Origin of the sequence: Nocardia jinanensis (assembly GCF_014645735.1) — a bacterium.
Classification (GTDB): Bacteria; Actinomycetota; Actinomycetes; order Mycobacteriales; family Mycobacteriaceae; genus Nocardia; species Nocardia jinanensis.
Map to the genome: position 1 here is coordinate 157,115 of NZ_BMMH01000013.1, position 8,750 is coordinate 165,864.

Genomic DNA, 8,750 nt, shown 5'->3' on the forward strand with positions numbered 1-8,750 from the left:
ATCGGCTACTCGTCAGGCCACGACCGGGCGCTGGGAGACGCCCACGTATTCACTCAGCGGCCGGATCAGCGCATTGGATTCGCCCTGTTCGATGATGTGAGCGGTCCAGCCGGTGATACGGCTCATGACGAAGATCGGCGTGAAGACCTCGATATCGAAGCCGAGCAGGTGATAGGCGGGACCGGTCGGGAAATCGAGGTTCGGCTTGATCCCGGTGGCCTCGTCCATCGCGCGCTCCAGGATCTCGTAGATCCGCACCCATTTCTGCCCGTCGGTCGCGGCGGCGATATCCAGGAAGGCCTGCTTCATGGTGGGCACCCGGGAGTCACCGTTCTTGTAGACCCGGTGGCCGAAGCCCATCACTTTCTCCTTCGCGGCCAGCCTGTCGCGCAACCACCGACTGGCCCGGCCCGGGTCATCGATATCGAGCATATGGTGCATGACCGCCTCGTTCGCCCCGCCGTGCAGGCTGCCTTTGAGCGCTCCGATGGCTGCGGTGACGGCGCTGTAGATATCCGACAGCGTCGAGGTGACCACCCGGGCGGCGAAGGTGGAGGCGTTGAAGCTGTGCTCGGCGTAGAGGATCAGGGAAACCTCGAACGCCTTCACCAGTTCCCGGGAGGGGATCGTCGCGAAGCACATGTTCAGGAAATTCTCGGCGTAACCGAGCTGTGCGTGCGGCGTGATGGGGTCCAGACCGTGACGGCGGCGATGGTCGGCCGCGACGATGGTCGGCAGTACCGCGAACATCCGCAACGCCTTGGCTCGGTTGGCCGGGACCGAATTATCGTCCTCGTCGGGGTCTTCGGCTCCCAGGTAGCTGATCGCGGTCCGGACGACATCCATGGGGTGGCAGGTATCGGGCAGTTTCGCCACCAGTGACAGCAGCGAGCGGTCCGCACGGCGCGAGGCCCGTTCCTGCTGCTGGAAGCGCTCCAGTTCCGCGGCGGTCGGTAGTTCGCCGTACCAGAGCAGATAGGCCACCTGCTCGAAACTGCAGTGGGCGGCCAGATCCTGCACGGCGTACCCGCGGTAGGTGAGCGAATTGGTTTCCGGCACCACCTTGGAGATCGCGGTGGTATCGACGACCACCCCTGCCAGACCTTTGTAGATGGTCGGCACAGCGGCCTCGGCCCCACCCCGCACCGGATCGCTGAGCGATGCTGTGCTCATCACTGGCCCCTTCCCAGGGTGAAATCGTATACAGCGGAATCGAATTCGTTGTAGCGCTCGTACTGGAGCAGTTCGTAGAGGCGGCTGCGGTGCTGCATACGATCCAGCAGGCCCGATTGCGTACCTTCGGCGTAGATCTCCCGCAACCCCGCTTCGGCGGCGAACATCGCCAGCCGCAGGGTGGACACCGGATAGATGACGGCGTTGTAGCCGATCGATTCCAGCGTCGCGGCCGGAATCAATTCGGACTTGCCGAACTCGGTCATATTGGCCAGCAGCGGGATGGATACCGCGGCACGGAACTGCTCGAAATCCGCGGGGGTGTGCAGCGCCTCGGTGAATATCAGATCTGCGCCGGCCTCGGCGTAGGCCCGTGCCCGCTCGATCGCCGCGTCGATTCCCTCGATTCCCGCGGCGTCGGTGCGCGCGCAGATCACGAAGTCCGGATCGCGGCGGGCGCAGACCGCGGCACGCAACCGGCGAACCATCTCCCCGGTGGGCACGACCGTTTTGCCGTCGAGGTGACCGCAACGCTTCGGGTTGACCTGGTCCTCGAGGTGGCAACCGGCGATCCCGGCGTCTTCGAGAAAGGTGACCGTCCGAGCAGCACTCATCGGCTCCCCGAAACCGGTATCGGCGTCGATGAGTACCGGCAGATCGGTGACCCGGGCGATCTGATGTCCGCGCCCGGATACTTCGGTGAGCGTGGTAAGGCCGATATCCGGCAGCCCCAGATCGGCGGAGAGCACAGCGCCCGAGACGTAGACACCCTCGAATCCGATCTCCTGGATCAGCTTCGCCACCAAGGGATTGAAGGCGCCGGGGAAGCGCTGGATACGACCGGAGGCCAGGCCTGCCCGGAAGGCGGAGCGCTTCTCGGCCGCCGATGTGGAAGCCGCGAGCAGACCGGTCATCGGAACAGTCCTTTCGAGGAACGGGGCGCACGGGCGAGCACCTCCGGCGAGACGGTGAAAGTGAGCTCCGACAACTCACCCGCGGGCACTTCGCCCGCGCGCTGGACCATCTCGAGGAAGCGATCCTGCTCGGCCGGATCGACGACTCCCTCGGCGAGGGTGCGGAATTTGGCGATGTACTGGTCGCGGGCGAAGGGCCGCGCGCCGAGCGGGTGGGCGTCGGCGACGGCGAGTTCGTCGACGATCACCTCACCGCTCTTCAGCGTGACCTCGGCGCGGGCGCCGAAGGCCTTCTCGCCGGGGTCGGTGGAGTGGTATCGGCGGGTCCATTCCGGATCCTCGGCGGTGGAGATCTTGCGCCACAGTGCCACGGTGTCCGGGCGCTGCGCACGCTCGGGCGCGTAGGAGCGCTCATGGTGCCAGGTGCCGTCCTGCAACGCGACCGCGAAGATGTAGGGCACCGAATGGTCGAGCGTTTCCCGCGACGCCCTCGGGTCGAACTTCTGCGGGTCGTTCGAACCGGTGCCGATCACCACATGGGTGTGATGGCTGGTGTGCAGCACGACGGAGGCGATCTGGTCCAGGTCGCCGATCCGGTCGCGCAGCCGGCGGGCCAGGTCGATCGGGGCCTGGCTCTGGTATTCGGCCGAATGCTCCTTGGTATAGGAGTCCAGAATCGCCCGCTTGGGCTCCCCCGGACCGGGCAGCGGCACCGAGTACTCGGCGTCCGGACCACCCAGCAACCAGGCGATCACGCCGTCCTCGCCCTCCCAGATCGGTGAGGGCGCACCCTCACCGCGCAGCGCCCGGTCGACGGCCTCGACGGCCATCTTCCCGGCGAACGCGGGAGCGTAGGCCTTCCAGCTCGAGATCTCGCCCTTGCGGGACTGGCGGGTCGCGGTGGTGGTGTGCAACGCCTGGCCGATGGCCTGGTAGACGGTTTCGGCATCGAGTCCGAGCAGCGTGCCGATACCGGCGGCGGCGGAGGGGCCGAGATGGGCGACGTGATCGATCTTGTGCTCGTGCAGGCAGATCGCGCGGACCAGGTCGATCTGGATCTCGTACCCGGTGGCCAGACCGCGGAGGAGATCGCGACCGGACCGGCCGGCGTGCTGGGCGACGGCCAGGATCGACGGAATGTTGTCGCCGGGATGGGAGTATTCGGCGGCCAGGAAAGTGTCGTGGAAGTCGAGTTCACGCACCGCCACCCCGTTGGCCCAGGCCGCCCACTCCGGGGAGAACCGGCCGTCGACGCCGAAAACGGTGGCGCCGGGCCGGTATGGGTGGGCCAGCGCCTGCGCACGGGCATTGGCGACCGGGCGGCGGATCAGCGAGGCCGCGGCGACGGCCGCGTTGTCGATGATCCGGTTGACGATCATCTCCTCGGTTTCCGGGGCGACCGTCACCGGATCGGTGGCCACCTCCGCGATCCGCCACGCGAGATGCTCTTCGCGGGGGAAGATCTCCGCCGAACGGTGGGTGCGGACGAGGTGGTTCTTCACGGTTCAAGGCCTCCATGGGATCAGTGCGATGTGCTCTCACTTGCACGCTACATAGACCCCGGGCCTGCGAAAATACGTCGCAACGGGCGAATTTTGTGTAACCGGACCTGCGAATTTGCGGAATCTGTGTAACGGAGCCGGCGGGCAGGTTCACGACCGCCGGAGCCGGCCGCTCCCCGGTCGTGCGGGTCCGTTCACTCGGTACCGCTCGCCGGTGCGTAGGGAGTGTTCGCCGGACGGTTCTCGTCGGCCGCGAGCGGGCGGCCGATCTGCGGGAACGCGCGCTGGGCGCATGCGGTGCGCTCACACACCCGGCAGCCGGCACCGATCGGGACGGCGACGGCGGAGTCGTGGATGGGCAGTCCATGGGAGTAGACCAGCTTCTCCGCGAACGCGAGGTCACAGCCGAGACCGACGGCGAAATCCCGTGCGGGCGCGAGATACCCGGGGTTGTTCTCACCGGTCGTGCGGGCCAGCCACAGGTAGGTGCGCCCGTCGGGCATCTCGGCTATCTGCGTACGGATCCGGCCGGGGGTGGCGAAAGCGTCGTGAACCACCCACAGCGGGCAACTCCCACCGACCCGGGAGAAATGAAATGCCGTCGCGGACTGACGTTTCGAGATATTGCCCGCCCGGTCGGTGCGAACGAAGAAGAACGGTACCCCGCGCTGACCGCGCCGCTGCAACGTCGAGAGACGATGGCATACGGTCTCGAAGCCGACCTCGAATTGCGCGGAGAGCAGGTCGATGTCGTAGCGCAACCGCTCCGCCGCATCCAGAAAGCGCCCGTAGGGCAGGATCAGGGCGCCCGCGAAGTAATTGGCCAGCCCGATACGCAGCAGTCGGCGCGACTCGGCCGGTAGTGCCGCGGTCTCCCCCAACAGGTTCTCGATCACATCGGAGCAGGCGAGGAACGCCAGCTGGGTGGCCAGCTGGAATGCCCGCTGCCCGGCGGTGAGCCGCCGCGCGAGAGTCAGGGTGCGTGCCTGTGGATCGTAGACCCGCTTGGTTCCCGGCCGGCCCGGCTCGCCCGACCGGATCCGCACCGCCACGTCGTAGTCGTCGCGTAGCAGCCGGGCCAACTGCAGATCCAGCCCGCCGAGAGTGAAACCGCTGTGCGCGAACAATTCCTCGGCGGCGGTGTCGAGAGCGGGGATGTAGTTCCGGCGGTCGTAGAAGTAGTCGCGCACATCTTCGTACGGCATGGCGGTACGCGGGGGCGCGACCGGACCATCGATTCCGGCCGTGAGTTGTTCGAGCTGCCCGTTCGCGCTGCGCAGCCGCCGATGCTGGCTGATCAGCAAGCGGGCCGCCGTCGGCACCCGCGAGAGCAGATCGTCGAGTTCGCCGCTGGTCACCGCCGCGGCTTCCGGGTCCTCGGCGAACACCTCGTGCAGATCGGCCAGCAGCCGCGCGTCGGTCTCCAGCGCGAAGAATCCGACCTCCAGATCGAAGGTCGAGGTCAAGCGCATCAGCACCGGCACCGTCAGCGGCCGCTGATCGTTCTCCAACTGGTTGACATAGCTCACCGACAGCCCGAGCGCCTTGGCCAGCCCGGATTGGGACAGCCCCCGCTGCTCACGCAGCACCCGCAGCCGACCACCCGCGTACATCTTCTCCACCGCCGAGATCCTCTCCTGGACCGGATGACTGACAAAGGCCGGACTGCCCGGCGGATATTCGCCCGGGCCTCCGGGCCACGCTCCCGGCCGCAGTTCGCATGTAGGGCCGGTCCCCGCCGCCGACCCGGCTTCACCTGTTCGACAGCGCCCGCACGGTCATCCCGCTCAACTTCGGACAGGTCGGCACGGTATGCCCTCCTTCGGTGGCAGGAGCGACCGCAACCCTCCGAACGCGCACGACGACATATCCCGGCATCTCCGTACACGTGAACTGCCGGCGTAACGCCCGATCCGCGAGGCGACGGCCGCCGGGCACGGCGTGCCCGGCGCAACCGGCAGGTCTTCGGACTCGCGGGCATCGGCCTCGATCGGCCGGCCCGGGCGAAGTGCTTTCGGGCTGGTACTACGCCGTCGCTTCCCGGGCACGAGACCCAGTGCTGTATGACAGCGATCGCTCCCGCTCACCGCTGCGGGACAGTCCCGGATTCCCACCGGGTTCCCTCTCGCCCGCCGCTCGGTGAACCCGACCGGCAGGCTTCGACACCCCACACACCGAGGCGGCGCGGGATGAACCAGCTGCACCGGCCAGCATATTGCGCGGACCACGATCCCGCTGCCGCCGGGCGCGAGCGTGTCCGGTCCCGGGTATCCGCGAGACCGCACGATCACATGCCGTTCGAAGCAGAGGTGACAGGGGCCGGGACAGACCGACCGCGATGCCTCGAGACCGGCGCCGATCATGCGACTCCGCACCGGTTCATACCGGCGGCAGGGCGATATCGAGGAAGCGGCGAACAGATCGCGCCGGCGGCGGGGTGCGGCGCCACCCCAGGTAGAGCGCGGAGTCCGGGATCCCGGAAATATCGCGATAGACGACTCCGGGATGCGGGGCACGGTGGACCGCGATGGCGGGGACGGCACCGATCCCCCGACCGGCAGCGACGAGTTCGAGCCACTCGTCGAAGTTGGTGCAGGTGACGATATCGCGGCCCGGTTGCCGTCCGGACAGGCTGTCGGGCGTGGTCGTGCCGGATCGGGTATTGACGACCAGCGGGTACGCCGCGAGGTCGGTCCAGTTCAGACCGGGTGCGCGCGAGCCCGGACCCAGCCGATACCGCCAGCACTCGACGCTCACTACCGATTCGTCGCCAGGTGACCGAGTCGCTCGTGCGGTCCACTGTCCGGATCAGCGCGATATCGAGACGGTTGTGCCGGAGATCGCCGACGGGATCGTCGGTGCGGCGGATGGCCAGGCGCCCACCTTCGCGTTCGTACTACGCGCGCACCCCGGCGAACCAGTCCGAAGGCAGCAGCCAGGCGAATCCCAGCCGGACCTCGGCCCTGCCGCCCAGATCGTTACGCAGTGCGGTCAGATCGGTCAAGATGCGGCGAGCCCGGGCCAGGAACTCGTGGCCGTCCACCGTCAGTTCCGGGCCCCGGGTCCCCCGGACGACCAGTTCGGTGTCGAGCACACGTTCCAGATCCTGAACCGTGCGACTCAGTGAAGGCTGGGTGAGGTGCAGCCGAGTAGCGGCCCGGGTATAGGTGCCCTCCTCGCACAATGCCACGAACGCGGCCAGATGTCGCACCTGCAGATCCATACGCTCAGCGTATACAGCATGTTCAGCAATCATTTCCCGAGTCCACCCACGGATCGTAGGTGCAGGATATGACCGATCGAACCGTTACGCGCAGCCGCCGGCCCACGCTGCGGGGTCCATCGGTAGGAGCAGCCGCCGCGGCGGGCCTGGCCGCGGCGATGGGTATCGGCCGGTTCGTATTCACCCCGCTCCTACCGATCATGACCGGTTCGGCCGGAATCACCGCCGGTGCCGGTGCCGTGATCGCGACGGGAAACTACGCCGGATACCTGACCGGAGCGCTGCTGCTGGCGCGCCGGCCGCAGTGGAACGTGCGCTCGATGTTCCTCGTGTGGTCTGTACTGCTCGTCGCCAGCGAGGCCGCGATGGCGGCCACCGCGCAGGTCGCGATACTGACAGGGCTGCGATTCATCGCCGGTACGGCCAGCGCGGCAATCTTCATCGCCTGCGCGGCCACCGTCGCCCACCACCGCAACGAGGGCGCCTCGCCCGGAATCGCGTTCGCGGGCGTCGGCGCCGGGATCGCGGTCACCGGGATCTACACATTGCTCGCCGCACCGCATCTGTCGTGGCAGGGCCTGTGGCTCGGCTCGGCAATTCTGACCGCGCTACTACTGATCCCGGCCCTCCTTCTCGATATCCGTACCGAAACCGGCCGCACCGGTCGCGCGGACGATACCGAGCACGGAGCGGAGGCACCGTCACGACGGGCATTGCGATTGTTATCGGCGTCGTACTTCGCCGAAGGCGTCGGCTACATCATCGTCGGCACATTTCTGGTGGCGGCGGTCGCCGGAAACGGCAGTTCCTCGGCAGAGGCACTGGTCTGGACGCTCGTCGGACTGTGCGCGATGCCGGCAACCGTGGCCTGGCACCGGATGGCACATATTTTCGGCACCGGACCCACACTCGCTGCGGCGCTGGGATTACAGGCCGCCGGCACCGCAGTCGCCGCGGTCTCCGGCAGCATCGCCGCCGCAGTGGTCACGGCGGTGACATTCGGCGCCACTTTCATGGCTGTGGTCGTCCTGACTCTCGATTTCGCCCACCAACTCCACGCGACACGCGCCGCGGCGGTACTGACCGCCACCTACGCGGTCGGCCAGGTGACGGGCCCGCTGATCGTCATCCCTGTCCTGGGCACCGACTTCGCCACCGCGTTCACGATCGCCGCGATGATCATCGCGCTCTCAGCGATACTGGCGCTGGCCGCTTCCCGCACACACCGCCACTGCAACGACCCCGGCGCCGGGCCGGGGAGCCGACCCCGCGCGGACCCACAACACCCAGCGCAACCAGCCGATTTCCGCTCTCGAACCCCTCTGAGGTAATCTCATCGGGCGCCGCAACGCGAGGCGCAACGGGCTGTGGCGCAGTTTGGTAGCGCACTTGACTGGGGGTCAAGTGGTCGCAGGTTCAAATCCTGTCAGCCCGACCATAGAAAAACCCCTTCCCACCTGTATGGGAAGGGGTTTTTCTCTTATTCCACCAATCGGAGGTTTGGGACCATCTCGGCCCTGTCGGGCCGTCGCAGACCCTTGACCAGGGGCGACCAGGAAGCGTGACAGTCGGTCACCGTCGCCGCGCAGCTCGTCCAGATCGGGGTGCAGATACCGCTGGGTGATGCGTGGATCGGTGTGCCCGGCGATCCGCTGCAGCCGGTGCAACGGCACGCCGGCGTCGGCGAACCAGGTCAGACCGGTGTGCCGCAGATCGTGCCGGCACAGGTATCGGGCGGTGGCGACCCGATTCGACAAAGTCGCCGTCCGCTACCTCGCCACGCTCCACATCGCCGCCATCAATCTATGGCTCAGTAACAGTTGAGGGCGGGCTGGCGCCCGCCCTCAACTGCTGCTCGACTTCGAGACACTGCCTAGTGTTCCGCGCCTGAAATACGTTGGATATATCGGGCGAGGGAGTCGAGGATCTCCTCAGCGG

General features: G+C 67.3%; 8 protein-coding genes, 1 tRNA gene and 1 riboswitch. Of the genes, 2 read left to right on the forward strand and 7 right to left on the reverse strand.

The features are described from left to right. Positions 1-12: 12 nt before the first annotated feature. The 6 genes from IEY68_RS26265 to IEY68_RS36455 form a co-directional block, all read right to left on the reverse strand. Positions 13-1,173 carry a bifunctional 2-methylcitrate synthase/citrate synthase gene (locus IEY68_RS26265; protein ID WP_058856344.1) on the reverse strand — a complete coding sequence of 387 codons (1,161 nt, stop codon included), beginning with the start codon at positions 1,171-1,173 and terminating at the stop codon, positions 13-15. Then, on the reverse strand, positions 1,173-2,087 hold the full coding sequence (gene prpB, locus IEY68_RS26270; protein WP_058856343.1) for a methylisocitrate lyase: 915 nt from the start codon (positions 2,085-2,087) through the stop codon (positions 1,173-1,175). Before prpB ends, IEY68_RS26265 begins: the two co-directional genes overlap by 1 nt. Continuing rightward, positions 2,084-3,589, reverse strand: coding sequence for a 2-methylcitrate dehydratase PrpD (prpD, locus tag IEY68_RS26275; RefSeq protein ID WP_063000089.1), 1,506 nt, complete (start codon positions 3,587-3,589; stop codon positions 2,084-2,086). The genes prpB and prpD overlap by 4 nt, the downstream gene beginning before the upstream one ends. A 194-nt stretch (positions 3,590-3,783) precedes the next feature. After that, positions 3,784-5,202 (reverse strand): short-chain fatty acyl-CoA regulator family protein, encoded by a 1,419-nt coding sequence (locus tag IEY68_RS26280; protein WP_058856458.1) that lies wholly within the window; start codon positions 5,200-5,202, stop codon positions 3,784-3,786. Positions 5,203-5,528: 326 nt separating this feature from the next. Continuing rightward, positions 5,529-5,753, reverse strand: a riboswitch (cobalamin riboswitch). Positions 5,754-5,968: 215 nt separating this feature from the next. After that, on the reverse strand, positions 5,969-6,346 hold the full coding sequence (locus IEY68_RS36450; protein ID WP_058856342.1) for a LysR family transcriptional regulator substrate-binding protein: 378 nt from the start codon (positions 6,344-6,346) through the stop codon (positions 5,969-5,971). Positions 6,347-6,485: 139 nt separating this feature from the next. Next, a complete protein-coding gene (locus IEY68_RS36455; protein WP_058856341.1) occupies positions 6,486-6,812 on the reverse strand; it encodes a LysR family transcriptional regulator in 327 nt (108 codons plus the stop codon). A gap of 68 nt (positions 6,813-6,880) precedes the next feature. Between IEY68_RS36455 and IEY68_RS26290 the strand changes: the two genes are divergently transcribed. Continuing rightward, entirely contained in the window at positions 6,881-8,143 is a 1,263-nt protein-coding gene (locus tag IEY68_RS26290) for a YbfB/YjiJ family MFS transporter (protein WP_082681589.1), read from the forward strand. Between the two features lie 30 nt (positions 8,144-8,173). Further along, positions 8,174-8,250: transfer RNA gene (locus IEY68_RS26295), tRNA-Pro, on the forward strand. On the opposite strand, the gene IEY68_RS26300 is transcribed toward IEY68_RS26295, so the two are convergent. After that, positions 8,213-8,569 carry a tyrosine-type recombinase/integrase gene (locus tag IEY68_RS26300; RefSeq protein WP_082681571.1) on the reverse strand — a complete coding sequence of 119 codons (357 nt, stop codon included), beginning with the start codon at positions 8,567-8,569 and terminating at the stop codon, positions 8,213-8,215. The two genes, IEY68_RS26295 and IEY68_RS26300, sit on opposite strands and share 38 nt — an antisense overlap. Positions 8,570-8,750 lie beyond the last annotated feature (181 nt).

Coding starts and splice junctions, on each gene's coding strand:
- IEY68_RS26265 (WP_058856344.1), bottom strand. CDS start 1,173: ATGAGCACAGCATCGCTCAGCGATCCGGTGCGGGGTGGGGCCGAGGCC.
- prpB (WP_058856343.1), bottom strand. CDS start 2,087: ATGACCGGTCTGCTCGCGGCTTCCACATCGGCGGCCGAGAAGCGCTCC.
- IEY68_RS26280 (WP_058856458.1), bottom strand. CDS start 5,202: ATGTACGCGGGTGGTCGGCTGCGGGTGCTGCGTGAGCAGCGGGGGCTG.
- IEY68_RS36455 (WP_058856341.1), bottom strand. CDS start 6,812: ATGGATCTGCAGGTGCGACATCTGGCCGCGTTCGTGGCATTGTGCGAG.
- IEY68_RS26290 (WP_082681589.1), top strand. CDS start 6,881: ATGACCGATCGAACCGTTACGCGCAGCCGCCGGCCCACGCTGCGGGGT.